At 73.1% G+C, this 26795-nt stretch carries 28 protein-coding genes and 1 pseudogene; 11 read left to right on the forward strand and 18 right to left on the reverse strand.

Features of this window, described 5'->3' with window-relative positions; genetic code table 11:
* The 6 genes and pseudogenes from BMY40_RS27810 to BMY40_RS26945 all read right to left on the reverse strand — a co-directional run.
* Nucleotides 1-512: pseudogene (locus tag BMY40_RS27810) on the reverse strand (hypothetical protein); the annotation flags it as partial.
* Entirely contained in the window at nt 503-853 is a 351-nt protein-coding gene (locus BMY40_RS26925; protein WP_425443179.1) for an NADH-quinone oxidoreductase subunit A, read from the reverse strand. The pseudogene BMY40_RS27810 and the gene BMY40_RS26925, both read right to left, overlap by 10 nt.
* Nucleotides 854-1022: 169 nt before the next feature.
* Nucleotides 1023-1715: a DUF305 domain-containing protein gene (locus BMY40_RS26930; protein WP_143071838.1), complete on the reverse strand. Its 693-nt coding sequence runs from the start codon at nt 1713-1715 to the stop codon at nt 1023-1025.
* Between the two features lie 241 nt (nt 1716-1956).
* Nucleotides 1957-2223 carry an SHOCT domain-containing protein gene (locus BMY40_RS26935; protein ID WP_093663388.1) on the reverse strand — a complete coding sequence of 89 codons (267 nt, stop codon included), beginning with the start codon at nt 2221-2223 and terminating at the stop codon, nt 1957-1959.
* Between the two features lie 123 nt (nt 2224-2346).
* Nucleotides 2347-3261 (reverse strand): M56 family metallopeptidase, encoded by a 915-nt coding sequence (locus BMY40_RS26940; RefSeq protein ID WP_093663389.1) that lies wholly within the window; start codon nt 3259-3261, stop codon nt 2347-2349.
* A complete protein-coding gene (locus BMY40_RS26945; protein ID WP_093663390.1) occupies nt 3258-3626 on the reverse strand; it encodes a BlaI/MecI/CopY family transcriptional regulator in 369 nt (122 codons plus the stop codon). Before BMY40_RS26945 ends, BMY40_RS26940 begins: the two co-directional genes overlap by 4 nt.
* A gap of 410 nt (nt 3627-4036) precedes the next feature.
* Here BMY40_RS26945 and BMY40_RS26950 point away from each other — a divergent pair, with 410 nt between their 5' ends.
* Nucleotides 4037-5077 carry a C40 family peptidase gene (locus BMY40_RS26950; protein WP_093663412.1) on the forward strand — a complete coding sequence of 347 codons (1041 nt, stop codon included), beginning with the start codon at nt 4037-4039 and terminating at the stop codon, nt 5075-5077.
* A 75-nt stretch (nt 5078-5152) separates the two neighbouring features.
* Here the strand turns inward: BMY40_RS26950 and BMY40_RS26955 are convergent, their stop codons facing one another.
* The 4 genes from BMY40_RS26955 to BMY40_RS26970 form a co-directional block, all read right to left on the reverse strand.
* Nucleotides 5153-6442 carry an MFS transporter gene (locus BMY40_RS26955; protein WP_245770353.1) on the reverse strand — a complete coding sequence of 430 codons (1290 nt, stop codon included), beginning with the start codon at nt 6440-6442 and terminating at the stop codon, nt 5153-5155.
* A complete protein-coding gene (locus BMY40_RS26960) occupies nt 6439-7602 on the reverse strand; it encodes a PLP-dependent cysteine synthase family protein (protein WP_093663391.1) in 1164 nt (387 codons plus the stop codon). Before BMY40_RS26960 ends, BMY40_RS26955 begins: the two co-directional genes overlap by 4 nt.
* A gap of 132 nt (nt 7603-7734) precedes the next feature.
* A complete protein-coding gene (locus BMY40_RS26965; RefSeq protein WP_093663392.1) occupies nt 7735-8172 on the reverse strand; it encodes a hypothetical protein in 438 nt (145 codons plus the stop codon).
* Between the two features lie 348 nt (nt 8173-8520).
* Nucleotides 8521-9510, reverse strand: coding sequence for a hypothetical protein (locus tag BMY40_RS26970; RefSeq protein ID WP_093663393.1), 990 nt, complete (start codon nt 9508-9510; stop codon nt 8521-8523).
* Between the two features lie 180 nt (nt 9511-9690).
* On the opposite strand from BMY40_RS26970, the gene BMY40_RS26975 reads away from it, so the two are divergent.
* The 9 genes from BMY40_RS26975 to BMY40_RS27015 all read left to right on the forward strand — a co-directional run bounded on the left by BMY40_RS26975 (nt 9691) and on the right by BMY40_RS27015 (nt 17649).
* A complete protein-coding gene (locus BMY40_RS26975; protein WP_093663394.1) occupies nt 9691-9972 on the forward strand; it encodes a heavy-metal-associated domain-containing protein in 282 nt (93 codons plus the stop codon).
* Nucleotides 9973-10172: 200 nt separating this feature from the next.
* The gene (locus BMY40_RS26980; protein WP_177214152.1) at nt 10173-12446 is read left to right on the forward strand and encodes a heavy metal translocating P-type ATPase; all 2274 of its coding nucleotides are present in this window, start codon (nt 10173-10175) and stop codon (nt 12444-12446) included.
* 117 nt (nt 12447-12563) lie between these two features.
* Entirely contained in the window at nt 12564-12845 is a 282-nt protein-coding gene (locus BMY40_RS26985; protein ID WP_093663396.1) for a metal-sensitive transcriptional regulator, read from the forward strand.
* A 62-nt stretch (nt 12846-12907) separates the two neighbouring features.
* Complete coding sequence (locus BMY40_RS26990) at nt 12908-13276, forward strand: BlaI/MecI/CopY family transcriptional regulator (RefSeq protein ID WP_093663397.1); 369 nt, start codon at nt 12908-12910, stop codon at nt 13274-13276.
* Nucleotides 13273-14175: a M56 family metallopeptidase gene (locus BMY40_RS26995; protein ID WP_093663398.1), complete on the forward strand. Its 903-nt coding sequence runs from the start codon at nt 13273-13275 to the stop codon at nt 14173-14175. Before BMY40_RS26990 ends, BMY40_RS26995 begins: the two co-directional genes overlap by 4 nt.
* A 247-nt stretch (nt 14176-14422) precedes the next feature.
* On the forward strand, nt 14423-14854 hold the full coding sequence (locus tag BMY40_RS27000; protein WP_245770354.1) for a GNAT family N-acetyltransferase: 432 nt from the start codon (nt 14423-14425) through the stop codon (nt 14852-14854).
* A gap of 169 nt (nt 14855-15023) precedes the next feature.
* Complete coding sequence (locus tag BMY40_RS27005; RefSeq protein WP_177214153.1) at nt 15024-15935, forward strand: class I SAM-dependent methyltransferase; 912 nt, start codon at nt 15024-15026, stop codon at nt 15933-15935.
* 105 nt (nt 15936-16040) lie between these two features.
* Nucleotides 16041-17096 (forward strand): helix-turn-helix transcriptional regulator, encoded by a 1056-nt coding sequence (locus BMY40_RS27010; protein WP_093663400.1) that lies wholly within the window; start codon nt 16041-16043, stop codon nt 17094-17096.
* Nucleotides 17097-17181: 85 nt separating this feature from the next.
* Nucleotides 17182-17649 carry a Fur family transcriptional regulator gene (locus BMY40_RS27015; RefSeq protein ID WP_245770355.1) on the forward strand — a complete coding sequence of 156 codons (468 nt, stop codon included), beginning with the start codon at nt 17182-17184 and terminating at the stop codon, nt 17647-17649.
* On the opposite strand, the gene BMY40_RS27020 is transcribed toward BMY40_RS27015, so the two are convergent.
* The 6 genes from BMY40_RS27020 to asnB all read right to left on the reverse strand — a co-directional run bounded on the left by BMY40_RS27020 (nt 17640) and on the right by asnB (nt 24796).
* Nucleotides 17640-17852, reverse strand: a complete 213-nt coding sequence (locus BMY40_RS27020; protein WP_093663402.1) for a hypothetical protein — start codon at nt 17850-17852, stop codon at nt 17640-17642. The genes BMY40_RS27015 and BMY40_RS27020 overlap by 10 nt on opposite strands.
* 189 nt (nt 17853-18041) lie before the next feature.
* Nucleotides 18042-19457: a D-inositol-3-phosphate glycosyltransferase gene (mshA, locus tag BMY40_RS27025; protein WP_425443180.1), complete on the reverse strand. Its 1416-nt coding sequence runs from the start codon at nt 19455-19457 to the stop codon at nt 18042-18044.
* Nucleotides 19458-19591: 134 nt separating this feature from the next.
* The gene (locus BMY40_RS27030; RefSeq protein ID WP_177214154.1) at nt 19592-21169 is read right to left on the reverse strand and encodes a class I tRNA ligase family protein; all 1578 of its coding nucleotides are present in this window, start codon (nt 21167-21169) and stop codon (nt 19592-19594) included.
* Nucleotides 21170-21192: 23 nt separating this feature from the next.
* Nucleotides 21193-21921, reverse strand: a complete 729-nt coding sequence (locus tag BMY40_RS27035; protein WP_093663405.1) for an SDR family oxidoreductase — start codon at nt 21919-21921, stop codon at nt 21193-21195.
* A gap of 86 nt (nt 21922-22007) precedes the next feature.
* The gene (locus tag BMY40_RS27040; RefSeq protein ID WP_093663406.1) at nt 22008-22991 is read right to left on the reverse strand and encodes a PrpF domain-containing protein; all 984 of its coding nucleotides are present in this window, start codon (nt 22989-22991) and stop codon (nt 22008-22010) included.
* Entirely contained in the window at nt 22988-24796 is a 1809-nt protein-coding gene (gene asnB / locus BMY40_RS27045; protein ID WP_093663407.1) for an asparagine synthase (glutamine-hydrolyzing), read from the reverse strand. The genes BMY40_RS27040 and asnB overlap by 4 nt, the downstream gene beginning before the upstream one ends.
* A 144-nt stretch (nt 24797-24940) precedes the next feature.
* Between asnB and BMY40_RS27050 the strand changes: the two genes are divergently transcribed.
* Nucleotides 24941-25681, forward strand: a complete 741-nt coding sequence (locus BMY40_RS27050; RefSeq protein WP_093663408.1) for a PIG-L deacetylase family protein — start codon at nt 24941-24943, stop codon at nt 25679-25681.
* Nucleotides 25682-25734: 53 nt separating this feature from the next.
* Here the strand turns inward: BMY40_RS27050 and BMY40_RS27055 are convergent, their stop codons facing one another.
* Entirely contained in the window at nt 25735-26436 is a 702-nt protein-coding gene (locus tag BMY40_RS27055; RefSeq protein ID WP_093663409.1) for a maleylpyruvate isomerase family mycothiol-dependent enzyme, read from the reverse strand.
* A gap of 5 nt (nt 26437-26441) precedes the next feature.
* Nucleotides 26442-26795, reverse strand: a 354-nt coding sequence (locus BMY40_RS27060; RefSeq protein WP_143071839.1) for an adenosylhomocysteinase, incomplete at its 5' end; no start/stop codon positions are given.

Here is a 26795-nt window from a genome sequence, read left to right on the forward strand (position 1 = left end):
CCGCCGTGCTCTCCATGGCCCCCGCTCCCACCGTGACCGCCGTGACCACCCTGGCCCCCGTGACCGCCCTGGCCCCCATGACCGGCGCCGTGGTCACCGTGTCCGTCCTCCCCCGTCCCTCCGCTCCCTCCCCCGTCCCGGCCCCACTCGTCGTCCCGCCGCGCCGCCTCCGCCACCTGCCCGGGACCGGCGAGGGCGGGCAGGAGTCCGCGCAGCACCGCGTCGGCTTCCTGCGGCCGCCTCGCCTCCCCCCGCACCCGCGGCCCCGGCATCTGCCTCCACAGCACATCGGCGGCGTCCGACAGTTCCCTCCCCGGCTCTCCCGCCACGAGCAGGACGTCCGCCTGTGCCGGCGAGTCCGCCTGCTTCCCGCCGAACCCGGCGACCGCCGCCTCGGCCGCGAGCCGTACGGCCGTGGCCCCGGGGCACGTCACCAGCAGGACGCGGGGCCTGCCCGCGGCGGGTGCGGCCAGGCGCTCCGTCAGGTTCCGCAGTGCGGTGCTCAGGCCCACCGCAGGGCCCCCTCGCGCCAGGCGTACAGCACCCCGCACATCAGCAGGCCGAGGAAGACGAACATCTCCACCACCGCCGCCGCGCCCATGTCGGCGACCACGACCGCCCAGGGGTACATGAAGAGCATCTCGACGTCGAAGGCGAGGAACAGCAGCGTCAGCGCGTACCAGCGGGCGTGGAAGCGCGACAGCGCGTGCTCGTCGGGGACGTTCCCGGAAAGGAGGGGCGCTGCGAGCAGCGGCTGGGCGCGGACGGCCGTCAGACGGTGCAGCAGGCGCAGTGCGGCGACCGCGCCGGCCGCGAGCAGCAGCATCGCCCCGAGATCCAGGAAATCGCGCATGTTCCCCTCGCCCAAAGTACGTACGTCCGTCCGGAGTCGCCCCCCCGGCTCGCACAGAGGGGCGTCTGCCTGCCGGTACCCCGCGAGGAGTGGTCCATTCGGTACGGCGGCCGATCTCCCACGGCCGGCCGCCGGCAGTCGGCGGCCGGCCGTGCGGGAACCGGTGGTGTCAGCGGGTCTGCTCGGACAACCAGGTGCGGAAGTCCACGATCTGCATCTCCTGGGTGTTGATGCCCGAGGCCGCCGCGACCTTCAGCTGGGAGTGGTCGGCACGGGACTGCGGCTCGAGGAACTCGATGATGCCGGAGGTGTGGTGGGGGATCATCCGCCGCACGAACTCGATGTCGAACCGCTCACCCGCCGGCACCTTCCGCAGTTCGGCGACCATGCGCCGCACCTCCTTCTCCATGGCCGCGATCTCCTGCCGCGCCTCCTGGGGGGCCTGCTGCCGGGCCTGCTCGGGGGTGAGGCCGTACCACTTCTTCAGCCAGCGGGTGAACTGGCCGATCTGGTGGCGCTGGTTGGCGATGATGTTGTCCGCGTGGGTGCGGATGCGCGCGTCGGTGCCGCGCTCGCGCTCGAGCCGCGCCATCTCGATCGCCGCCCGGTGATGGGGGATGATCGCCGCGAAGAAGGTGACCTCCAGCTTCTTGCCGCTCAGCCGGGCCAGCGTCTCCCCGAACCGGTACGCCACGGGGGAGGTCGGCAGCGGCTGGAGGTGGGCGGTCTTCCTCTGCTCCGCGGTCGCGGCTTCGGCGGAGACCTGGCCGGGGGCGCTCCAGGCGGTGGCTGCGGGCGCGGTCGCGAGGGCCAGGGCGGCGAGGGCGGCCACGGCGCCGCGGCGGACGATCGAGGTGTTCATGGGGTTCCTTCTGGGAGGGTTCGCCGACGGAAGGGCTGCACGGCTGGCGGACAGCCGCGCGATCCCTTTGTCACGACGGGCCCCCGGCAATCCCCTCCGCTCCCACGATCGCCCGTTCGGCCCCCCGTACTCCACCGGACCGGCCGGTGGCGGTGCTCCTCCCGCCGCTCGCGGCGGTTCGCCCGTCGCGCGCGGCCGGCCCCGCCCCGCGCGACGGGCCGGGGCCGGTCACGGCCCCCGGTCAGGGGTTCGCGGAGGGGCCGGAGGAGTGCAGGACGGCCAGGCGGCCCCGGTACTCCTCCTCGTCGATCTCGCCGCGGGCGAACCGCTCGGCCAGAAGCCGCTCGGCGGAGGCGCCCTCGGATGTGCGGGGGCGCTCCCGGGGGCGGTCCAGGGCACGGAAGAGCAGGGCCGCCGCGGTGATGACCAGCACCCAGAACAAGATCATTCCGGCCGACATCGCGAACCACTCCCAGCCGCTGACACCGTGGCCGTTCCAGAACATCATCGTCCGTCACCTCCCGGGCCGGCCGGAACGGGCGGCGCACCCGCCCCGGCGTTCCGCCTACTGCCAGCATGCCTCCGTGCCGAACGCGGCGCAGGGGCCGATGGTCCCCGCCGCCGTGCCCGGTCAGCCCATGACCGGGCCGCAGGCGATGAGCAGCGGCAGCAGCATGACCCCGAGGGAACCGGCGGCGATACCGAGCCGCGTCGCGCGGTGCGGCTCCGCTTCGGGGGTGAGGAGCCTGCACAGGCGGACCGCCGCGCTGGACCCTCCCGCGCCGAAGGCCGCCCGGGGCGTCTGGCCCGCCGCCACCTCGTACATGGCGGCCGCCAGGGTCTCCCGGGAGTGGTGGCGCAGTGCCCGGTCGTCGGCGGTCATCTCCAGCAGCAGGGCGGTCTGCTCCCGTGCGTGCCGGGCGAGCGGGAGTCTCGGGAAGGTCCGCTCGAACGCCTCCGCCACCGCGTGGCAGAGGTGGTGCCGCCCGGCGATGTGGGCCCGCTCGTGCGCGAGCACCGCCTGGAGCTGTTCCCGGGAGAGCGCCCTGATCGCCCCTCGGGTGACGACCACCCGGCGGGACCGCCCTGGCAGGCAGTAGACAGCCGGGGTGTCGTGGTCGACGATCACCGCGTCGTACTCGGAGGACGGGCGGCCGAGCACCGCGAGCAGGTCCAGATGGCGGCGCTGGGCGCGGCGGGTGCGCCACACCGTGCGCAGGAACCAGCCCGCCGGGAGCAGCACGACGAGGGCGGGCGGCAGGAGGGCGGCGGGGTCGGCCGCGGTGTGCGACGCCGGGCCGAAGGCCACGGGGAACAGGCCGCAGGCGGTGAGCAGGCCGACCAGTCCGTCGTGCACGTGCTCCTCCCGCAGCGCCACGTGGTAGAGGGCCAGCGCGACGGTCACGGTGAACGTCGCCATCAGCCCGTACCAGACGAGAACCGCCAGCCGCGGCGCGCGGTGCGCCCAGCGCGCCCTGGCCAGCGCGTACGGGGCGACGGCCCCCACCAGCAGGGCGTATCCGGCGAGGGCCAGGGCCGCTGTCACGTCCCGCTCCTCCGTTTCGCCGCACGCAGGGCCGAGCGCAGTGCCTCCACCTCGTCCGCGGACATCCGCTCGACGAAGCTGAGGAGCGCGCCGGCGGGGTCGGGGTTGTCGCCCAGCGCGTCCTGCATCAGCGACGCGGTGTACTGCTGACGGGTGCAGGTCGGCTCGTACAGCCAGGCCCGTCCCTGCTTCTCGCGGCGGAGCAGGCCCTTGCGGTGCAGGATCTCCGCGACGGTCTTGACCGTGCTGTAGGCGATGGAACGGGTCCTGCCCAGGTCCACGAGGACGTCCCGCGCCGTGGCCGGGCGCCCCCAGGTCCACAGGCGGTTCATGATCTCCGCCTCCAGTTCGCCCAGCGGTCGCACGAACGCTCCCCTCGCCACCGGATCTCCAGCACCGCCGAACCGGCGCCGGTCCATCGTAGTGGCCGGTCGGGTCGCGGCCGCTCGCCTTGCGCGGAGCCCCCTCCGGGACGGCATCCGCTAAGCGTCATAGCCCAGGAGCGTGACACCGGCGCCCGAAGGCCTCACACGGGTTCGGCGGCATCAGGGACGGACCGATCGTCCCGCGCGCCCGCACGGCCGCCGTGCACCCCGAGGGACCTCGATTGAAGCTAAGCCGATTAGCTGACTAGTATCCGTGCCCGAACCTTCGCACGGTCGGCCGTCCATCCGGGGCGGCGGCGAAGGCACCGCCGAGTCCGCGGCAGATCACGCGGAACCGGGCCGGCCTCCCCGTGCCCGGCAGGCGGCCGAGGAAGAAGGAGCTCGCCTCCGTGGCGTCCCACCGTCGTCCCAAGCAACCAGGCCACGCCTACACGACCGTGCTCACCACCGCCGCCGCCGCGGCGGTCGCCCTCACCACGCAGACGGCCCACGCCGATCCCCTGCCGGATCCGAACAAGAAGGGCGTCAAGGCCGAGGTCGACCGGCTCTACGAGCAGGCCACGCAGGCCACCGAGAAGTACAACGCCGCCAAGGAGAAGCAGGACAGGCTCCAGAAGCAGGTCGGCGACCTGCAGGACAGCGTGGCACTCGGCCAGGACGAGCTCAACGACCTCAGGGACAGCCTGGGCACGCTGGCCACCGCGCAGTACCGCAGCGGCGGGGTGGACCCCTCCGTGCAGCTGTTCCTCTCCTCCGACCCCGACGACTACCTGGCCAAGGCCGCCGTCCTGGACCAGATCGGCAGCCGGCAGCTCAACACGCTCCGGAAGATCCAGGCCAAGCAGCGCACGCTCGAGCAGAAGCGCGAGGAGGCCTCGGAGAAGCTCGGCGACCTCGAGGACGCCCGCAAGGAGCTGAAGGACAAGAAGAAGGAGATCCAGGCCAAGCTCGCCAAGGCGCAGAAGCTCCTCAACACCCTGACCGCCAAGGAGCGCGCGAGGATCGCCGCCGAGGAGGAGCGGGCCAACCGCGCCAGCCAGCGGGTCGACCTGGGCAGCCAGGCCAGCGCGTCGCAGCGCGCCGCCGCGGCCTTCTCCGCGGCGAAGTCCAGGGTCGGCATGCCGTACGTCTGGGGCGCCACCGGCCCGAACTCCTTCGACTGCTCGGGCCTGACCTCCTGGGCCTTCGCCCAGGCGGGCGTCTCCATCCCCCGGACCTCCCAGGCCCAGGCCAGTGCGGGCACCCGGATCAACTCCATGGGCGATCTGCGGCCGGGCGACCTGGTCATCATGCGCACCGACCTCAGCCATGTCGGCTTCTACGCGGGCAACGGGCAGATCCTCCACGCCCCCAAGCCCGGCGCCGTGGTGCGCTACGAGGCGATCAGCACCAGCGGCATGCCCTTCATGTGGGGCGTGCGCATCGGCTGACACCGGCCGTCGGGGATCCGGAGGGGGCGGGCACCGGCCGGTGCCCGCCCCTTCGGCGGGTGGGGACGCTGCCGCTCAGGCCGTGACGGGACGCGCCCGCACGGCCGCCGGGGTCAGGCGGCCCGTGCGGTGGAGGCGGAGCACGGCCAGGGCGCAGCCTCCGCCGACGGCGCCGAGGACGATCCACGGCAGGGCCGGCGCACCGGCGGCGCGGGCGGTGTCCAGGGCCGCTCCGGTGAGCAGGTTGCCCACGGCGATGCCGATGCCGCAGATGGTGTTGTACAGGCCGTAGTGGGTGGCCACGTACCGGTCGCCCGCCAGGGCCACGACGGTGTCCATCTCGAACGGGTAGGCCAGCATCGTCCCCAGGGCCAGCAGCAGGGCCGACAGCAGCGGCGGCAGGACGGCCAGGGCCCAGCGGGCCGGCCCGCCGGCGGGCACCGCGACCGCGGCGGCGGCCGCCGGCGGCAGGAAGGCGACTCCCAGGCAGGCCAGTCCGGCAACGATCGACCGCCCGGGCCCGAGGCGCTTCCCGCACCAGGCGGTCAGCCGGGTCTGCCCGGCGATGGTGGCCAGGCCCGAGGCCGCGAACAGCAGCCCGACCCCGACGGTGCCGACCTGCTCGTCCCCGGCCACCCGGCGCACCTCCAGCGGCAGCGCCAGATAGACCTGGAAGGACAGCGCGTAGGAGCCGATCATCGCCGCGGAGAACAGCAGGAACGGCCGGTTGGCCAGCACCGTGCGCCACTGGGACAGCACCCCGGCCGCCGGCTGCCCGCCGTCGCGCCGGGCGGTGCGGGCGGGCAGCGCGACGACCTGCACGACCGACAGCACGGCGAACACACCGGCGGCCACGAGGCAGGTCAGGCGGAAGCTCACCCCGGTGAGGGCCACGCCCACCAGGGGGCCGAACAGGATTCCGGCCTGGTAGTAGACGTTGAACAGGGCGAACGCCTCGACGCGCCGCTCGCCGGCGTCATGGGCCAGGTAGGCGCGGGACGCCGGGTTGAACAGGGCGCCGGCCAGTCCGACGGCCGCCGACGCGGCCAGCAGGGCGGGCAGTGAGTCGACCAGCCCCAGTACGGCGAAGGCGGCGATCCTCAGCACCAGACCGGCGATGATCATCGGCTTGTAGCCGAGCCGGTCGGCAAGGGTGCCGCCGAAGAAGAACATCCCCTGCTGGCTGAGGTTGCGCACCCCCAGGACCAGGCCGACGGCCCAGGCGGCCAGCCCGAGGGTTCCGGACAGGTGCTGGGCCAGGTAGGGCATGAGCATGTAGAAGCCGAGGTTGATGGTGAACTGGTTGACCATCAGCAGCCGTACGCCGCGGTCGAAGGTGCGGGCCCGGGTCAGTGGGTTGTTCACCGCTCGCCCCCGCCGCCGTGGCCCTCCACCGCCTGCGCGGCCGCGGCCGCCACGGGGTCGACGACGGTGGTGCACCTGGTCCAGCGGTCGACCTCGCGGGCCCGGGGGTGGCCGATCTCGTCGGGCTCGTCCGCGGGCCCGGCGCCCAGCAGGCCGTGGGCCGTGCAGTAGGCGTCGTCGTAGACGGTCCCGAGGTACCGCTGCGGCCCGTCGGGGAAGACCGCCGCGATGCGGGTCCCAGCGGGCCGGGTACGGGCAAGCCAGCCCGCGACCAGGGCCACCGCCCCCACGCTCCATCCGCCGGTCGCGTAGTGGGAGGCGGCCAGCCGCCGGCAGGTCCACACCGCCTCGGCCGGAGCGACCCAGTGGACCTCGGCGAAGTGGTCGTAGGCGACGTTGCGGGGGTGGATGCTCGAACCCAGGCCCCGCATGATCCGGCTGCGGGCCGGCTGGCCGAAGATGGTGGAGCCGACGGTGTCCACGCCCACCATCCGCAGCTGCGGGTAGAGCTGGCGCAGGGTCCGGGAGATGCCCGCGGAGTGGCCGCCGGTGCCCACACTGCACACCAGGATGTCGATGTGGCCCAGTTGGGACGCCAGTTCCAGGGCCAGCGGCGTGTAGGCGGCGACGTTGTCGGGGTTGTTGTACTGGTCCGGGCACCAGGAACCCGGGTGGCGCGCCAGCAGCCGGGCCACCCGGTCGCGGCGGGCCTGCTGCCAGCCGCCGGTCGGGTGCGGTTCGTGGACGACCTCGATCCGGGCGCCGTGGGCGGTCAGCAGTCGCGCCATGGACGGTTCCAGTCCGGGGTCGGTGACCAGGACGACCGGATGGCCGTGGACCATTCCGGCCAGCGCCAGCCCGAGGCCGAGGGTGCCGCTGGTGGACTCGACGATCGTTGCGCCGGGGCGCAGATCGCCGCGGGCGCGCGCCCGCTCGACCATGTGCAGAGCGGGGCGGTCCTTGATGCCGCCGGGGTTGAAGCCCTCGAGCTTGGCCCAGAAACCGCGCCCGGCCGGGGCGAGCGGCTCGGAGACGTACAGCAGGGGCGTGTTGCCGACCAGTGCGGACATGCAGTCGGCGGTCCGGCCGATGCCCGCGAGGGCCGTGCCGTTGCGCGGCCGGCCGGCGGGGGAGGGAACCGTGATGGTCGTGGAGTACATGGGATCGCTTCCGATCGGTGGGTTCGAACACGGGGTCCGATCTCGCACGGCGACGGGCGCGGGGAACGGGAGGGGTCCCGCGTCCGTGTACGCGGTGCGGCGGCCGGTGCACACCGGCCGCACCGAAGCGGTCTAGATCCGCCACCTGCAGACGGCGGTGAGCGTCTGGCGGCCCGTCGGCCCGGCGGTTATGGCCCCTCTCCCCCGCGGCGCCGGAGGCCGGACGGCCCGCGCGGTCGCGGGCTCGGCGTCGAAGGGCGCGGCGGGCGGCGGCGTTTGGACGAGGGGCGACGGGGACGGCGCGCCCGCCCGGGGGCGCAGGAGATCGGCGCAGTCGGCGCCGGAGTGGGCGTGGTGGGGCGCGGCCGGCACGTCACGGGCCGCCTCGCCGGTCCGGGCGTGGTGCCCCGTCACGCCCCCCTGTGACGCACCGGCGGGATGGACGGCGAAGTGGACGGGGGCCGGGCAGCCGAAGGCCATCAGCACGAGGGCGCCCAGCAGGACGCCCCACAGCCACTTCGCACGGCGCCGCCACCACCGTGGCGGGCGGGCGCGGGCAGAAGGGGTCACTCTTCCTCCGTACGGCGATCGCTCGGCCGAGGTCCGAAAGACCCGGCGCCGAGACGGCCCGGCACACAGGGTCCGGAACCTACCGCATTCGATCGGTCACCATCGGTGTTCGCCCTGAGGCGCGCGAGAACCCTCGGAACCGCCGGCCCCGGCCGTACTCCGGCGCGGTGCCGACGCCGGAGCGGTGGGCGCGGGCCGTCGCGGCGGGCACCGGCACGGCCGGTCCCGGTCCGGGGGGGGGAGCGGAGCCGGCGGGTCGGGCCGGGACCGCCGAGCGGCGGGCCCGGTGTCGCACCGATGGGCCCGCCTCCGCCCGGCGAGAGGCCGCCCGCGGCCGGGGGCACCGGTTCAGTGCCGGTGTGCGCCGTCGTCGTGGCCCGTGTCCGCGTCCTCCTCCTGGGCCTCCCCCCGGGGCTTCGCCGTGCCGTCGGCGGTGACGGTGAAGGCGGCGGTGCGGACCTTCCCGTCGTGCTTGAAGTCCAGGAAGAGGCGGTAGGAGCCGCTGCTGGGGGCGGTGGTGGCGAAGGAGACGGTGGGGCCGGGCTCGGTGGTGCCGTCGCCGGGCTCGCCGTTGGGGTGGACGTGGAGGTAGGCCAGGTCGCCGGCGCGCAGGGCGACCAGATGGCCGTAGGCGCCGAGGTAGGGCTGGAGGTCGGTGACGGGGCGGCCGTCCTTGGCGACCTTCAGGTCGAGGGTGCCGGACGCGCCGGGGCGCAGGGAGCCGTCGAGGGTGACGGTGTAGCCGTCGACGGTGGCGGTGCGGGACGGCTCGGGGAGTTCCTCGGGCTCGTACTTGCCGACGGCGGCGAGGTCGGCGCCCAGGGTGAGGGGCTTCGCGCCCTTGACGGCCGGGACGAAGTCGGCGAAGACGCGGTAGCCGCCGGCGGCGGGCAGGTTCACCGGGACGCTCCATGCGCCGTCGGCCGCCCGCTTCGGGTGCAGATGGCGGTAGACCGCCAGGTCCCGCGAGGCCAGGATCAGATGGAGCTGCTTGCCGTGCTCGGTGCGGTAGGAGGTGAGCGGCCGCCCGTCCTCGCCCCGGACGGTGAAGCTCAGCTCCGTCTCCTCGCCCGCCTTCACCCGCGAGGTCTCCAGGTCCAGGGTGTAGCCGCCCTCGGAGATCTGCAGGCCGCCGGCCTGCTTCTCCCCGTGGCCGCCCTCCCCTCCCCCGTGCCCAGGCGCGGCGTCCTCGTGCTCCGCGCCCGCTCCGTGGTCGGCGTGCGTCGCGTGGGCGGGTTCGGTGGAGACGGGGTCCACGGCGTTCCCCACCCCGTACGCCGCCCCGAACGCGGCCGCGAGCGCGGCGGTGAACGCGGTGATCTTCAGCCCGGTGTTCATGGTGCTCTCACCCTCCTTGAACGTGCCCTGCCCAATCAGGTCTCGATACGGAAGCATATACCCCCGAGGGGTATATGCAAGCGAACGGCGGGGACTTGCCAAACATAGGGGAGGGGGGTATACATGACGACACCAGGGATACCCCCCTGGGGTATGAACGAGATCTCTCGGAGGAACACCATGTCGTCCTGCTGCACCCCCGACGGAAGCTGCTCGACCGGCACCACTCAGACCGCCACCGTCGAGGGCACCACCACGGTCTACGCGGTCGCCGGCATGACCTGCGGCCACTGCAAGGCCACCCTCACCAAGGTGATCGGCGAACTCGACGGCGTACTGGCCGTCGAGGTCGACGTGGCGGCCGGCCGCGTCACCGTCACCACCGCCGGCGCGCCCGACGACGCCCGGATCGCCGAGGTCGTCGACGAGGCCGGGTACGAGCTCACCGGCCGGGCCGCCTGACCCCGCCTCCGCCCCGCGCCTCCCCGGTGCCGGGCCCCCTTCTCCGGCGGGCCCGGCACCCGCCCCTCCCGTACGGCGAGGGCGAGGAAGGCGACCGCGGCCGGCGCGGCACCGGCTGCGGACCCCGGCCGGGCCGCCCGGCCTCCCCTCCGTCCCCCACACCGCACCCAGCACCTGTCACTTCTGTCCGAGGAGCAGTGATGACCACCACCGCCAGCGAAGCAGCTGAGGTCGAACTCGCCATCGGCGGCATGACCTGCGCCTCCTGCGCCGCCCGCATCGAGAAGAAGCTCAACCGCATGGACGGTGTGAGCGCCACCGTCAACTACGCCACGGAGAAGGCCAAGGTCACCTTCGGCGAGGGCGTCGGTGTGGAGGACCTGATCGCCACCGTCGAGGCCACCGGTTACACCGCCACGCCTCCCGCCCCCGAGCGCGAGACGGCCGGCGGCTCCGGCGAGGCGGCCCCCGCCGCGGACGAGGGGGACGAGCTGCGGCCGCTGCGGCAGCGCCTGGCCACCGCCGTGATCCTGGCCGTGCCCGTCATCGCGCTGGCCATGGTCCCGGCCTGGCAGTTCACCTACTGGCAGTGGCTGTCGCTGACCCTGGCCGCCCCGGTGATCACCTACGCCGCCTGGCCCTTCCACAAGGCGGCCTTCACCAACGCCCGGCACGGCGCGGCCACCATGGACACCCTGATCTCGGTGGGCACCTCGGCCGCCTTCATCTGGTCCCTGTGGGCGCTGTTCTTCGGCACCGCCGGAACACCCGGCATGACCCACCCCTTCGAGTTGACCATCGCCCGCACCGACGGCGCCGCCAACATCTACCTGGAGGCCGCCGCGGGGGTGACCGCCTTCATCCTGGCCGGCCGCTACTTCGAGGCGCGCTCCAAGCGCAAGGCCGGCGCCGCCCTGCGCGCCCTGCTGGAGCTGGGCGCCAAGGAGGTCACCGTCCTGCGCGACGGGCGGGAAGAGCGCATCCCCGTCGCCGAACTGGCCGTCGGGGACCGCTTCCTGGTCCGCCCCGGCGAGAAGATCGCCACCGACGGCACCGTGGTCGAGGGCTCCTCGGCCGTGGACGCCTCGATGCTGACCGGCGAGTCCGTCCCCGTCGAGGTCGGCGTGGGCGACGCGGTCACCGGCGCCACCCTCAACGCCGGCGGCCGGCTGGTCGTCCAGGCCACCCGCGTCGGCTCCGACACCCAGCTCGCCCGGATGGCCAAGCTGGTCGAGGACGCCCAGAACGGCAAGGCCGCCGCCCAGCGCCTGGCCGACCGCATCTCCGCCGTCTTCGTCCCCGTCGTCATCACCCTGGCCCTGGGCACCCTGGGCTTCTGGCTCGGCAACGGGGCGGGCTGGACCGCGGCCTTCACTGCGGCCGTCGCCGTCCTGATCATCGCCTGCCCCTGCGCCCTGGGCCTGGCCACCCCCACCGCCCTGATGGTCGGCACCGGACGCGGCGCCCAGCTCGGCATCCTCATCAAGGGCCCCGAGGTCCTGGAGACCACCCGGCGCGTGGACACCATCGTCCTGGACAAGACCGGCACCGTCACCACCGGGAAGATGACCCTCTTGGCCGTCCACACCGCCGAGGGCGAGGACGAGGACGAGGTGCTGCGCCTGGCCGGCGCCCTGGAGCACGCCTCCGAGCACCCCATCGCCCAGGCCGTCGCCATCGGGGCCGCCGAGCGGGTCGGCGCACTGCCCGCTCCGGAGGACTTCGCCAACGTCCCCGGGCTCGGCGTCCAGGGCATCGTCGACGGCCACGCCGTCCTCGTCGGGCGCACCCGGCTCCTGGAGCAGTGGGCCATCGAACTGCCCGCCGACCTCGCCCGCGCCCGGAACGACGCCGAGGCCGGCGGCCGCACCGCCATCGCCGTCGCCTGGGACGGAGCCGCCCGCGCCGTCCTGGAGGTCGCCGACGCCGTCAAGCCCACCAGCGCCGAGGCCATCACCCGGCTGCGCGCCCTCGGGCTCACCCCGATCCTGCTCACCGGCGACAACCGGGCCGTCGCCGAGGCCGTCGCCCACGAGGTGGGGATCGACGCCTCCGGAGGGCGGGTGATCGCCGAGGTCATGCCCCAGGACAAGGTCGACGTCGTCAAGCGCCTCCAGGACGAGGGCCGCTCCGTGGCCATGGTCGGCGACGGCGTCAACGACGCGGCCGCCCTCGCCCAGGCCGACCTCGGCCTGGCCATGGGCACCGGCACCGACGCCGCCATCGAGGCCGGCGACCTCACCCTCGTCCGCGGCGACCTGCGCGCCGCCGCGGACGCCATCCGCCTGGCCCGCAAGACCCTGTCCACCATCAAGTCCAACCTCTTCTGGGCCTTCGCCTACAACGTCGCCGCCCTGCCGCTGGCCGCGGCCGGGCTGCTCAACCCGATGATCGCGGGAGCCGCGATGGCCTTCTCCTCGGTCTTCGTCGTCGGCAACAGCCTCCGGCTGCGCCGCTTCCGCGCCCAGAGCTGACAACCGCACCCAGCGATCGCACAAGCCGCACCACGTTCGGGGGCCGGGGCACACCGCCCCGGCCCCTTCTTCTCACCCATGACCTTTACCGCCGGATTCCCGTGAGACGAGGCGACGATGACCGGTTACGAGAAGCACAAGGACGACATCCTCAGGCGCTTGCGCAGGATCGAGGGCCAGGTGCGCGGGCTGCAGCGCATGGTCGAGCAGGACACCTACTGCATCGACGTGCTCACCCAGGTGTCCGCGACGAACGCCGCCCTCCAGTCGTGCGCCCTCGCCCTCCTCGACGAGCACCTCAACTGCTGTGTCACCGAGGCCATCGGGCACGGCGGGGACCGGGCGAGGGAGAAGGTGACCGAGGCCTCCCGCGCGATCGCGCGGCTCGTCCGGTCGTGACCCGTGGCATGGACGTACGATGTGGCACGGCCGCGACCGCACGGGCCGCAGGAGGGGGAAGGGTGCGCCGGCTAGGCGAATTGGAAGCCGAGATCATGGACCGGCTCTGGCGGTGGCGCAGGGCGGCGACCGTCCGCGAGATCGTGGACGACATCAACCTGACCCGGCCGGTGGCCTACACGACGGTGATGACCGTCGCGGACATCCTGCACCGCAAGGGCATGCTCGGCCGGGAGAAGGCCGGGCGCGCCTGGATGTACGAGCCGCTCCACAGCCGCGAGGAGTACACGGCCGACCTGATGCGCGAGGCTCTGGGACACACCGAGGACCGCCGGACCGCGCTGATGCGTTTCGTCGAGCACATGTCGTCCGAGGAGGTCGAGGCGCTCAGAGCGGCACTGCGCTCCACCGGGCGGGACCCCTCCCTGTGATCTACCACCTGCTGCCTCCGCTGGGGATCGTCCTGGGTGCCGGAGTGGTCGCTCCGCTGCTCCTCGCACGCGCCCGCTGGGCCCACCACGCACCGAGACTCGCGATCGGCGCGTGGCTGGCCCTGGCGGGCGTTCTGGCGTGTTCGGGAGGACTCCTGCTGGCCCAGTTGCTGCTGTCCCTGGCGGGCGGGCAGGGCGTGGTGGGGCTCCTCGCCACGTGCACGGCCGAGCCCGGGCGCGTACCGGACGGCCGGCACCTGCCGGTGATCGCGGCGGTCTCCGCGGTCACGGCGGCCGGACCTCCCTGCGGGGCCCTGGTCCGCGAGTACGTGCGCACACGCAGATCGCGTGCCCGGCACGCGCGGATACTGCGGCTCGTCGGCCGGAGGTCGGCGCGGCTCGGCGTGACGCTCCTCGACCACGAGACACCGGCCGTCTACTGCCTGCCCGGCAGGCCTTCCGAGATCGTGGTGAGCTCCGGAGCCGTACGCACCCTGAGGGCAGGGGAGTTGTCGGCGGCGGTCGAGCACGAGCGGGCGCATCTGGCCGGGCGGCACCATCTGCTGTTCACCGCGGCGCGCGCCCTCGGCTCCGTGTACCGCCGGCTCCCGCTCGGCAGCGGCCTGCGCCACGAGGTGCCCCTGCTCCTGGAAATGGCCGCCGACGACCGTGTGCTGCGGCGGTGCACGCGCCAGGAGCTCGCGGCGGCCCTCTACGAGACGGCTGCCGGGCAGGCTCCGAGGGACGTCTTCGCCCTGGGCGGGCTGTCGGCCGTGCAGCGGATGAACCGCATTCTGGCGACCGACCGGCCGCGCTGCCCCGTGGCGCGCGGCGCGTTCACCGTCCTGGCGTCGGCTCTGGCCGTCATTCCCCTGCTTGTCGCATGCTGCTGGCTCTAGTTTTCCCCTACTGATTTACTAAGTATTTTCGTAGACCTCTCGGGCGCAAAGCGGGAAACTTTTCAAAACCTCGACAATCGACCGGGAAGAACCGGGACAGATTCCATGAGGGCTGTTTGTCCGGCTGCCCACAGGTCTATTGTGGGCCGATGTCGGGCCGCTTCCGCCCGCGGGAGGGATGAACGTCATGGGCCATGTCGCGGTAAGGCCGGCCGTCGAGTCCGAGGCTCCCTCGGTGTCCAGGGTGATGGCCGATTCGCTGCGGAACGGTTATCTCCCGCTGCTCGGGAAAGCCGAGGTGGAACGCCTGGTCGGCCGCTACTGCTCGCTGTCCCGCATTCGCACGGAAATCGGCGCCCCCGGCAGTGGACCGGGCTGGCTCGGATGGCTTGTCGCGGCGGATCCCGACGGTGACGTACTGGGCGCGGCGGCAGGCGGTGTGGCCGAGGCGGGAGCCGGTGAGGTGTACTGCCTGTGCGTGACCGCGGACCGCCGTCGCGAGGGCATCGGAAGCGCACTGCTGGAGGCGATGAGCGAACAGCAGCGCGACGCGGGCGCCCGTCGCCAGCTGATCTCCCTGCACTCCCCGCGGGACCCGCTTCTGCCCTTTCTGAACCGGCACGGTTTCCGGCCTTCGGAAGAAAAGTTCGGCGGCATGCGCTACGCGCGCCCCCTGTGAGCCCCGCGCCGCCCCGAGGGTGGCAGATCCACGCCATCGCATGGACACGCAGCGGTTCCGGCTGGCTCCCGGCGCAGCCCGCGGGCCAGGATGCCTTCGAGGCGCGGTCCCGGCGGCACGGGCACCGCCCCCGGACGGCAGGGGTACAGCCGAGAACCCTGGAGGGGCGATGGACACGCAGAGGAGCACCGCCGTGTCGGCTCTGCTCGATCTCTCGGACGACGACATACGCGCCGCTCTCCCGGAGACGGAGTGCGATGACGCCGGCCCCCTGCCGTCCGTGTCCCCCGACGACGGCTCCGGCGCCCTGTGGCTGCCCGGCCTCGAGAACGTGTCCGTCCAGGGCCCCGAGGACGTGTGGCTGCACGACGCCCTGCTGGGGCCGCACAGCGCCGACATCGTCGGCTATCTGGGCATGGCCCGCACCACCGGCGGCCCGGTCCTCGACCTGGGGTCGGGCACCGGCCGGCTGGCCGTCCCCTTCGCCCGGCACGGTTTCGCCGTGGCGGCGGTGGACCGGGACCTTCACAGCCTGCGGCGGCTGCGGCGGTGGGCCCGGCGGATCGGTCCCCGCACCGACCGGCTGGTGACCACGGTCCCCGCCGACCTGGCCGGGCTGCGGCTGGACGGCCGGTACCGGCTGGTGGTGCTGGCCGGAGCGATGATCACGGCCGTTCCTCCGCAGGCGCGGCCCGTCCTGCTGCGCGAGATAGCCGCCCACCTGGGCGAGGGAGGCGCGCTGGCCCTGGACTATCCGAGCCACGCGCTCACGAGGCTGGCGGAGCGGCCCCGGCGCACGTTCGCGTTCCGGGTGCCGCGTTTCGACGGGGTGACCGAGACGGTCGTGGCCAGGCAGGTCTTCGACCTGGCCGGGATGCGCGAGCGGATCACCTACCACTGCCGGTGCTCCACGCGGCACGACGTCCATCTCCGGACCCTGACCACCCGCAAATGGCTGATCGACCCCGAACACCTGGCACATGACATCCGCAAAGCCGGAATGCATATCGCCGACCGGCGCCCCCACCGGATCGACTCCGTGACCGAACACGTGCTCTTGATTTGCCGCGCCGACGCATGATGGGGTGACCGGGGCCGCAGAACGGTCGGGAGTGGGGCCTACCCCGGAACGAGTGCACGGTCACATCGGAGCGCGGTACGGGTAGACGAGGGGGATCACCGCAACGTGTCCAGATCCGGTTCCGGCGGACGTAGCGGCTCGCAGGACACCGCACTCCGCCTCTACCAGGCGTTGCGGGCGCGCGGAGCCGCGGGATTCGCCGCGGTGGCCGCCGACCTGGGGCTCAAGGAGCACGAGGCCGCCCGCCACCGGGACGAGTTGGAGCGCCTCGGCCTGGTCGTGCCCACCGCCTCGCTGCACACCACCGGTCTGGAGGCGAATCCCGGCTGGCGGCACGAGGAGGACGAGGACGCCGTCACGGTGATCGCCCCCGAGGTGGCGCTCCTGCGCGTGATGGCGCACGAGCGGGACATGCTGCGCGAGCGGCTGCGGCAGGCCGACGAGGCGCACACCCGGCTGGAGAAGCTGGCCGACCGCTTCCTGCGGGCCGGAGCCGTCACCGGCTCCGAGGTCGAGGTGGAGGTGCTCACGGACTACCGGCGCATCCAGCAGGTCGTCGAGGACGTCGTGGACCTCGTGCACGACTCCGTGGCCTCCATGCACCCCGGCGCCATCGACACCAGCACCCTCGACCGGTCGCTGGGCCGGGACAAGCGGCTGCTGGACGAGGGGGTGCGGGTGCGGGTGATCTACAACCAGCGGTTCGCTTCCGTGCCGACGCTGGCGGAATTCTTCAGACGCCAGGTCGAGGCCGGCGTCGAGGTCCGCCTCTCCCCCGTCGTGCCCATGAACATGATCCTCGGCGACCACCAGTTCGCGCTGCTTCCGGCCAATCCCGACGACCACACCGCGGGCGCGATCCTGGCCAGGGGGCCGGCGCTGGTGCGGTCCTATCTGGCCGTCTACGAGTACTGCTGGCACACCTCGTCGGCGTTCGGCGAGGAGGAGAACGCCGAGCGCGGCGGCGACGGGCTGACCGAGCAGCAGCGGGCGGCGCTTCGCATGCTGGCCACCGGCATGAAGGACGAGAAGATCGCGCGGAACCTCGGTGTGTCGCTGCGCACCGTCAGCCGCCTGCTGTCCGAGGTGATGCAGGAGTTGGGCGCCGGCAGCCGCTTCGAGGCCGGGGTGAAGGCCACCCGGCTGGGCTGGCTCGATTAGCGCACCGCTCCTGTCCGGCCAAGATGTACGATGGTGGAAAACTTTTGGTCGGATCAGTTGACCGGGATCAGTTGACCGGGATCAGTTGACCGGGATCGGCTGGCTGGGATTGGTTGGCGGGGACATGAAGCGCGATGTACTGCCGGAGCAGCGCGAGGCCGCGATGCAGCAGCTGCGTGATGTCGGCCTGCGGGTCACCGGGCCGCGGCTGGAAGTCCTCAAGGTGCTGCGGGAAAACGACCACATGGAGGTCGAGGAAATCACCTCCACCGCGCGCGAAAGGCTGGGAACACTCACCAGCCAGGCGGTCTACGAGATGCTGAAGCATTTCCTCGACACCGGACTGGTGACGAAATTCGACCGCCCCGGACTGCCGGCCGTCTTCGAGCTGGCCTCCGAGCCCCACCACCATGCGCTGTGCACGCGTTGCGGGCGGGTGGCCAACGTGGACGTGCAGGCCCCCACGCCTTCGCGCAAGGGCCTGCACGGCTGGCACGTGATGGGCGCCGAGCTGGTCTTCAAGGGCGAGTGCCCGGACTGCCGTCAGTCCTGAGGCGGGGCCGGCGGCCAGTCGACGTTGCCGTCGTACGGGGAGACCGGCGGCCAGTCGACCTCGGTGGTGGAGGCCAGGACACCGAATCCGCCCGGCTGCTCGGACAGGGCCGCCATCGCGGCGGCGCCGGCCACGGACGCGCACAGGATCGCGGCGACGGCCAGACGGCGCAGGGCGAAGGAAATTCCGCTGTACGAGGGCATGGTTCCTCCAGGGTGATGGACGGGGTTTTCGTCTCCCCCTCTCCCGTGCCGCCGGGAGTTCCTCGGGGTGACATTTAAATAATCCCGCCTCACGACTTCCCGATCCAGGGATATCCCCGTCGCACACACGCCATGGCACAAGCCTGTCAAAGCCCCGGCGAAGCGGAATCACCGAATTCCACCACTGAATTACTCAGCGATTCCATTCGCACCAATATTTGAGCCGGTAAAATCTATGGTAGAATCGTGGATGCGGTTCTCTCCCTTGAGCCGGCGGGGCCCTGGCACCTCCAGGGACAGGTTCCCGCCCGGGCAGGGGCGTGCCGCCGCCCCTGCCCACCCGGGCCGCGCCCTCTCGACCGCGCGCTCGTACACGGCGAGCGTGCGGGCCGCGGCCGGATCCCAGGCCATGCCCGACGCGTACCGGACTCCGGCCTGCCCCATGGCCGCGGCCAGTTCGGGCGCACGGGCCAGGGTCAGCAGCTGCCGGGCGTAGTCCCGCGGGTGGTGCCCCCGGACCAGCAGGCCCGTCACACGGTCCCACACGGCGGTCGGCAGCCCGCCCACCTCGGCGGCGAGCACGGGGGTCCCGCAGGCCTGGGCCTCCAGGGCCACCAGACCGAACGACTCGCTGCGCGAGGGCATCACCAGCACATCGGCGGCGCGGTACCAGTGCGCCAGCGTCTCCTGCCGTACGGCGGGCTCGAAGCGGACCACGTCCGCCACGCCCGACGCCGCGCACAGTTCCCCCAGCCGTTCCGGGGCCCGCAGCCCCGAGCCGCTCAGACCGCCGATCACGGGGACCACCAGGCGCCTGCCGAGTTCCGGGTCCAGGCGGACGAGTTCGGCGACGGCCTCGACCAGCACGTCCGGCCCCTTCAGGGGCTGTATGCGCCCCACGAACAGCGGCACGAAGGCGTCCTGCGGCAGGCCCAGGCGGCGGCGGGCGGCCCGCCGGCCCTCGCCGGGATGGAAGGTGCCGAGGTCGACGCCGGGGTGCACGATGTCGGTGCGCTCCCGGGCCGCCCCGTACAGCCGCCGCAGTGCCGCCGCCTCGTCGGCCGTGTTGGCGACCAGGCGTTCCGCGGTGTCGACGATCCGGTGCTCGCCGAGGATCCGCTCCAGGGGCTCGGGGCTGTCGCCCTCGGCGAGCGAGGCGTTCTTCACCCGGCCCAGCGTGTGCATGGTGTGCACCAGCGGAACGCCCCATCTCCGCGTCACGGTCCGGCCCACCTGCCCGGACAGCCAGTAGTGGGAGTGGACCAGGTCGTAGGGGCGGCCGCCGTCCTCGGCCGCGGTGCGCAGCAGCGCCCGGGAGAAGTCCTCCAGCGTGCCGGGGAGTTCCCCCTTGGCCACGGCCCGGCACGGGCCGGCGTGCAGATGGCGCACGGTCGTGCCGGGGGCCATCCGCACACGCGGCGGCAGGCCCTCGCCCCGGCACCGGGTGAAGACGTCGATCTCGGCACCGAGTCGGGCCAGGCTTCGCGAGAGCTGGACGATGTAGACGTTCATCCCGCCCGCGTCGCCCGTACCGGGCTGGTGCAGCGGCGAGGTGTGGACACTGAGCATGGCCACGCGGAGCGGCCGTGCGGTGGTGGCGGACACGTGTTTCTCCTCGGCGGTCGGGCCGCGCGCCGCCCTCGCGGAACCGTGGCGGCGCGCGGCAGACGGAAGGGCTCCGAGGCGTGAGGCCCCGGAGCCCGATGGGGAAGTGCCGGAAAGCGGTGGGTTCGGAGGGTTCAGAAGCCGAAGACCGGGCCCGACGGCGGCGACAGCCGGGTGCCGGCCGCGGGAGCGGTGAGGGCCTCGGGGCCGACGGCGCGTCCCGCGGGCAGCCCGAGTGCGGACGCCAGCCGGTCGGCCCCCTCCGGCATCACCGGGCGGGCCCATGCGGCCAGCGCCCCGGCCACCCGCAACTGGGCCACGATCGCGGGTCCTCTGCGGTCCGGGCCGACGGGGCCATGCCACCGGTACCCGTTGGCATGGCCGAAGTCGTCGGCGGAGCGGACGACCTCGTCCAGCAGCGCGACGGCGCGGCGGGGGTCGAACGACCGGGGGTCGTACGCCTCCCGCAGTTCCCCGGCCGTGCGGATCAGGCGGTCGTGCAGGATGTCCCAGCCCGCTCCGCCGGAGGCGGCGTCGGGCACCAGGCCCGCGGACTCCTCCCGGACGGCGGTGAAGAGCCTGCCCAGCCAGTCGTTCCAGGTGGAGTCCAGCCACTGCCGCGTACGCTCCAGGTCCGAGTGCCGGAACGGCGCTGCCCCGTCCGTCGGCCGGCACTGCAGCACATGGCGGCGCAGGGTGTCGGAGCCGAACTCCGTGAGCAGGTCCAGGGCCCAGAGCGCAGGACGCCGGCCTGCGGGTCCGCCCTCCTCGAAGCGGAGGGTCTCATTCACGCGGAACGAGTGCCTCAGCTTCACTCCCTGGGCGAGGACGAGGACGGGCAGCAGCACCGCCTGGCAGAAGACGTGGCCGGCCCCGCAGAAGTGGACGGTCTCCTCCGGCGCCGCCCGGTGGTCCGGCCAGCAGCCGTAGAGGTGCATCGCGACGTCCTCGAAGCAGACGTCGATGCGGTGGCCCCCGAAGTCGTCGCCGGGGACCGGCAGGCCCCACTCGGCCGGATGGCACACGGCTATGTCGGGCAGGCCGTCCTCGGCCAGCCCCTCGCACAGCGCGGCGACCCGCGGTGGAAGGCCGCTGCTCCGCCAGTGGTCGGCCAGCCGGTCGCGGAAGGGCTCCAGCGGCAGGTACAGGCGGCGGCAGCGGCGGAGCACCGCCGCGGTGCCGCACAGGGAGCAGCGCGGCGAGAGCAGTTCGCCGCTGTCGTTCGGCCGGGCGCAGGCGTGGCAGACGCCTGCCCGGCAGGGCTGCCCGCAGTGCGGGCAGTCACCGGTCGCATGGGCCCCGTACAGCCAGCGCTCGCACGGTTCGCAGTAGGGCATCAGCCGGGTCCGGGCGGCGATGACGCCGTCGGCGCGGAGGCGGGAGAAGAGGTCCTGCACCCACCGGCGGTAGCCGGCGGAGGAGCGCGGGTCGGTGATCAGGTCGAACTCGACCCCGGCGCGCAGCAGGTCGGCGCATATGGCCTGGCGGTACCCCTCCGCGACTTCCTGGGGCTTGCGCCCGTCCCGCAGGGCCCGCAGTTCCACGGAGCTGTTGTGATCGGAGGTGCCGGTGACGAAGAGGACGGACCGGCCGTCGGCGCGCAGGTAGCGGCTGAGCACGTCGGCGGCGACATAGGGTCCGGCCAGGTGCCCGACGTGGAGTTCGCCATGGGAGGCGGGCGGGGTCGCGGTGATCCAGAGCCGGCTGCTCACGGACGGACCTCCTTTCCCGCTGGTCAGCGGGGTTCGAAGTGGAAGGAGCGGATGAAGCAGTCCCGCGGCTGCTCGACCGCGTAGACGATGCATTCGAAGAGCGCCTGGGTGGTGGGTTTCTCGTCGGGGTCCCCGCCTGCCCCCTCCCACTCCACCGACCGGGGGTCGGAGGTGGAGAAGTCGGGCGGGTAGAGCGAGAAGACGCGTACGCCCGAGGACCGCAGCCGGTGGGAGAGGATGTCGGCGAATCCCGCCTGTGCGCTCTTCGCCGCGTAGAAGGCGTCGTGGGCCGTCGACCTGCCCGCCGTGTCCGGGCCCCGGACCGCGACCATGTTGACGATGTCGGGGCGCTGGGACGCGCGCAGCAGCGGCAGGAAGTGCTTGACCATCAGCACGGTGCCGCCCGCGGTGGATTCGATGGTCTCCACGATCTGGTCGTCCGAGGCGTCGTCGAGTTCGACGCCGTCGAGCCACCGCGCGCCGTTGTTGACGAGCAGGTCGACCCGGCCGGTGTGCTCGCCCACCCGGCGGGCGAATTCCCGGATCTCCGCCGGGCGGCTGAGATCGCAGCCGAATGCGTGGATGCGCTCGCGGGCCGACCCCATGACATCGGCCAGGGTGCGCTCGGCCGCTTCCACCGTACGGGCCGAGACGAATACCTCGGCGCCCAGATGCGCGAAACCGATGGCGAGCGCACGCCCGAATTCACGGGAGGCGCCGGTGACGACGACACGCAGGTTATCGAATTTCATTCCGCCCAGCTCTCCCCGGTCGGCCAGATGTCCTTGGAAAGCCTGACAGACGGCGGGGAGGATATCCGCACGGAGGAAAGGCAGGTTCACGCAGTGGCGTGGACGCGCCACGGCAGCCGCGGGTCCGTGCGCAGCACGCGGACCCGTCTGCCGCCGATGCCGACACGGCGAAGGCACCTGAAGCGCCCGCCGGCCGCGACGGCGGTCTCCAGGTCGACCGGCACGGTGCCGGACGGGGTGTCGACGAGAACGGAGTCCGTCCCGCATCCGGCCGATCGCGCCAGGCGGTGCGGAACCGTTCCCTCGATGGCGGAGGCGACCGCCAGGCAGGCGAGCCCGGTGAGCGCGAACGCGGGGTGCCACCCGGGTTCGGTGAGGGATCTGGCCGCCAGCCGCCCCTGCCGGCCGGCGCTCACCACCGCGACCTTGGGCAGCAGACTGCCCGCGGGCAGTCCCAGTACGACGCGCGCCGCGGCCCGCAGCCGCTCCAGACGCGCCAGGGCGGCGGAGCCCGCCTCGAACAGCGCCCGGGCTCCGTGCAGTCCCAGGTCCGCGGCGTCGACGAACAGATAGGGGTTGCCGAACCGCACGGCGGAACCGGGCAGCACCCCCTCGTCGGTGATCAGGGCGTCGGTGGCCCGCCCGGTGGGCAGCAGCCGCGGCAGCGGAAGCTCCGCGCCCGGCAGGAGGTGCAGGGTGTGGGTGCCGTCCCGGGCCCGCTCGCAGACCGCCTCCTCCCCGGTGTTGAGGACCCGGACCCGCAAGGGGCCCTCCGCCGTGCCGGTGGCGGCCGCGGCCAGCAGGGAGTGGCCGCAGCCGCTGTCGAAGGCGAACTTCCGCGGATCCCGCGCCAGGCCCTGGACGAAGCGGTAGTCCAGGTCGTATCCGGGCAGCGGGGAGGACCGCACCAGCGCGAACTTCAGGATCGGGCCGTACCCGGCGTCCTCCAGGGACAGGCGCATCCGGCCCAGGGCCGCGCTCAGGCGGTCGCGGTCACCGGGGAGCCGGTCGGCGTCGAGCACCAGAGTGGGTCCCGGCGCCCCCTCGGCCATCGCGATGTGCGAGGTCATGCGGCCAGTCCGGCCAGGGACCGGACGCGGGGCGCCGACGCGCGCAGGGCACGCAGTTCCTCGCTCCACAGCTCGTGGACCAGCAGGGCCCACAGCGCGGTGGCGGTCACCGGGGAGGGCTGCCGCCGGTGGGCGGCGAACAGGCCGCTCACCCCCTGCGCGCACAGTCGGCCGTCGCGGCGCAGGTTCCCGGAGGACAGCATCTCGTGGGCCAGTGCCATCAGGGGCGTGCCGCGGACGAGCATCGCGTCGACGGGAAGGTGGAAGGGCTGCTTGGGGCGGCGGACCACCGCCTCCGGCAGCAGCCCCCGGGCCGCCGCGAACAGGGCCCGCTTGCCCGTGCGCAGACGGACCGGGAGCCGTCGGGCCAGGGCGGAGACCGACGGCTGGAGGTAGGGCATCCGCGCCTCCACCGCCCAGGCCATGCTGAGGTGGTCGACGCGGCGCAGGTGGTAGGCCGGCAGGCGCTGCAGCGTCTCGAAGGCCGTCAGCGTGGCGTGCCGGCCGCCGGCCGCCGACCGGAGCTGTTCGGTGATCCGCTGCTCGGCCGACCCCCGGTCGGCGAGGAAGGCGCGGTAGTCGGAGGTGTAGAGCGATTCGCGCAGGCCGCGGGGAACCGCGGCGAGCGAGGCGACGTACGGGGTCACCCAGTCCGCGTCGGCCGGCGCGGCCAGTGCGGCGCGCATCCGGTCGTACCCGGTGAAGAGTTCGTCGGCGCCGTCACCGGTGAGGGCGACGGTGAACCCCTCGGCGCGGACGGCGCGGAACAGCGCGTAGGTGCTGAGCGTGATGGGGTCGGCGTTGGGCTGGCCCAGATGCCACACGGTCCGCGGCAGCAGCTCGGCGAACTCCCCGGGGTCCACCTCGATCTGGTGGTGGACCGTACCGCTGCGGCGGGCGACGGCCCGGGCGAACCCGTCCTCGTCCCCCGGCCAGTGCCCCTTGTAGGTCAGGTGGAAGGTGTGCAGGGGCTCCCCCCTCACCTGCCGGGCGTGTTCCGCGGCCAGCGCGGTCACCAGTCCGGAGTCCAGGCCTCCGCTGGTGACGGCGCAGACCGGGACGTCGGCGCGGGCCAGCGCGCGCACCTCGCGGCCCAGCACGCCCAGCAGATCCGCGCCCGGGCGCTCCTCGCCGCGGGGCTGCCGGCGGTGGACGCGCAGGCCCCCGCCCGGGTCCGCCACCGCGGTGGCCCCGGGGGGCAGGGTGCGGATTCCGCGCAGTGCGGACTGCTGCCCCAGGCAGGTACGGGTCGTCAGGTACTCGTCCAGCGCCTCCTCCCGCTGCACCGCGGGCACCTGCGAGAACGCGATCAGGGCGGACAGCTCGGAGGCGAAGTACACGCCGCCGTCCGGGGTGGCGTGGTAGTAGAGCGTCTTCATGCCGTGGTCGTCGGTGGCGAGGACGAGCCGGGGCTCAGGGCCGCGCAGATCCACCAGGGCCACGGCGAACATGCCCTCGAGCAGGCCGGCGAAGGCCGCGCCGTACTCGGCGTAGAGGGCCGGCAGCAGGGTGCCGTCGCAGTAGTCGGGGAAGACGTGCCCCCGCTCCCGCAGGCGCCGGCGCAGTTCGCGGTGGTTGTACAGCTCGCCGTTGAAGACGGCGACGACGCCCGGCGCCGTGTCCAGTTCGTAGGGCTGGGCACCGCCGGCCGGGTCGGTGACGGCGAGCCGGTTGCAGCCCAGCGACCACCCCGGCCCCCTTCTCATGCCGTGGGCGTCGGGCCCACCGTGCCGCTGGCGGCCGGCGACGGCAGCCAGGTCGTGGACTGTCGCACCGGCAGCGAACGAGCCGAAGATCCTGCACATGGCGGCCACCTCCGAACACACCACATCGGATGGAATCAATGATTTGAATCTACCAATTCTTTGTCCGGCGCGAAAGTGCCATGGCGCGAACCGGCCACGAGCCGCCACTTGTCGCCCCGGCCCCGCTCGCAACAGGCTGGCCGCATGAGCGACTCCGCCTTCGGCACGGCCACCAGGGGCGCGCCCGACAGCCTGCTGGTCGTGGCCGCGCACCCCGACGACATCGAGTTCTGTGTGAGCGGGACCGTCATGCAGTGGATCGACCGCGGCACACAGGTGACCTACTGCATCGTCACCGACGGCGACGCCGGCGGCTACGACGAGCGGCTGCCGCGGCAGGTCATGGCGGACCTCCGCCGGGCCGAGCAGACGCACTCCGCCAAACTCAGCGGGGTGCAGGACGTCCGGTTCCTCGGCTACCCCGACAGCAGGGTGGAGCCGAGCGTGGAACTGCGCCGCGATCTGTGCCGGGTCATCCGCGAGGTCAGGCCGCAGCGCGCCATCATCCCCAGCCCGGAGATCAACTGGGCACGTGTCGCCGATCTCCACCCCGACCACCGTGCCGTCGGGGAGGCGGCCCTGCGCGCGATCTACCCCGAGGCCCGCAACCCCTTCGCCCACGTCTCCCTGCTCAAGCACGAAGGGCTGCGGCCGTGGACCGTCCCCGAGACCTGGCTGATGACCGGTCCCAGCCCCAACCAGTTCGTCGACGTCACCGCCGTCTTCGACCGCAAGGTCGACGCGCTGCGCATCCACACCTCGCAGACGGCCCACTTCGAGGACCTGGCCGGACTGCTGCGGGAATGGCTGGCGGAGCACGCCCGTGCGGGCGGACTGCCGCCCGGAAGGCTCGCCGAGGCCTTCCAGGTCGTACGGACGGCATGACCGGCCGCCCCGTCGCGGGGCGGCCGGTCTTCGGCGTTCCTGTCCTGCGGTGTTCAGCCGTAGATGACCAGCTCGCTCTCCTCGGCGCCGTCCAGCACGTACCGTGCGCCGACCACGGGACGGCCGGAGTAGAGGCGGACCAGGGTCGGGACATCCGTTTCCAGACGTGCCGGCGGCCGTCCTTCCACAAGGTTGCCCAGGGAGAGCCTCCTCGTCGGCGAGGCCGGTGAAGCCGGTGAGCGGGTCTCCGGGACCGGGAGGCCTCCCCCGCCGAGGACCGCCTCCACCCGCGGGGTGGAGCGGACCCGGCTGGCGACGGTGAGGATGGCCAGCGCCTCGGCCGCCCCCGGGCCCTCGTAGGCCCCGGGCCGGCCCAGGGCGTCACGGACGTCGCCGGCGTGCACCCACTCCCCCAGCGCGATCACGTCCAGGTCTCCGTCGGACGCGGCGATCACCTTCCCCGCCTCGGTGAACCCCTCCTCCAGTTCGTCCAGGATCCGGGAGACGCTCCAGTCTCGGCGCTCCCGCACGTCGGACGCGTTCGCCTCGGGCGTGAAGGCGCCCTCGAGCCGGCCCTCCACGATGCGCAGGAGGGCCGCCGAACAGTGCGCGAGCACCTCGCGCACCGTCCAGCCCGGGCAGGCGGTGCGGCGCTCGTACTCGCTCTCGGCCGTATGCCGCAGCAGCGGCAGCAGGGCGTCCCGTTCGGACAGCAGCAGCCGGTGCGGCAGCCAGGGATCTCTCGTCTCGGACATCGGTGTCAGTAGCGGTAGTGGTCGGGCTTGTACGGACCCTCCACCGGCACCCCGATATAGGCCGCCTGCTCCGGACGCAGCACGGTCAGCCTCGCCCCCAACGCCTCCAGATGCAGCCGGGCGACCTTCTCATCCAGATGCTTGGGCAGCACATACACCCCCACCGGATAGGCATCCGGCTTGGTGAACAACTCGATCTGCGCGATCGTCTGATTGGCGAAGGAGTTCGACATCACGAACGACGGATGCCCGGTGGCATTGCCCAGGTTCAGCAGCCGCCCCTCCGACAGCACGATGATCGCGTGACCGTCGGGGAACGTCCAGGTGTGCACCTGCGGCTTGACCTCGTCCTTGACGAC

This window comes from Streptomyces radiopugnans, from assembly GCF_900110735.1.
Taxonomy (GTDB): domain Bacteria; phylum Actinomycetota; class Actinomycetes; order Streptomycetales; family Streptomycetaceae; genus Streptomyces; species Streptomyces radiopugnans.